This window comes from Streptomyces aurantiacus JA 4570 (genome assembly GCF_000414115.1).
Classification (GTDB): Bacteria; Actinomycetota; Actinomycetes; order Streptomycetales; family Streptomycetaceae; genus Streptomyces; species Streptomyces aurantiacus_A.
Genome location: NZ_AOPZ01000454.1, coordinates 1 through 588 on the forward strand (window position 1 = coordinate 1; position 588 = coordinate 588).

A 588-nucleotide genomic window follows, 5' to 3' on the forward strand; every position below is an offset into this window, starting at 1 on the left:
ACCACAGCCGCGGGCTTCACCCCCGCCGCCTGCCAGACGGCCGCCAGCGACACCATCACCGCGAACAACACCGGCTGGACCACGTCCACCCCGTCGAACCGGTCCCCGCTCAGCTCCTCCAGCAGATCCCAGTCCACGAACTCCGACAGGGCACTCCCGCATCCGCTCCGCGAACACCGGACTGGAGTCGAGAAGTTCACGCGCCATACCGGCCCACTGAGAACCCTGACCGGGGAACACAAACACCGGCCGGGCAGGGCCGCCCTGGGCCCGCCCCGTCACAACGTTCTGCGCCGTCGCGTCCCCGTGCGCCAGTTGGTCAAGCCCGGCCAGGACCTCGTCCCGGTCCCGGCCGAGGACGACACCGCGGTGCTCGAACCGTGACCGGGCGACCGCCAACGACCAGGCTAGGTCGCCCAGTTCGAGGTCGGCGTGGGTCACGAGATGGTCCCGCAGGCGGTCCGCCTGCGCGCGCAGGGCCTCCGGCGTTCTGCCCGAGAGGGTTACGGGCACCACGCCCGGCACCACGGACGACGACGGGGCCGCGGCCACCTCGCTCTCGCCGGGAACCGGCGCCTGCTCCACGAT

1 pseudogene is annotated in these 588 nt (G+C 72.1%); it reads right to left on the reverse strand.

What is annotated here, in order from left to right:
• Positions 1-585, reverse strand: a pseudogene (locus STRAU_RS44830) (acyltransferase domain-containing protein); the annotation flags it as partial.
• Positions 586-588 lie beyond the last annotated feature (3 nt).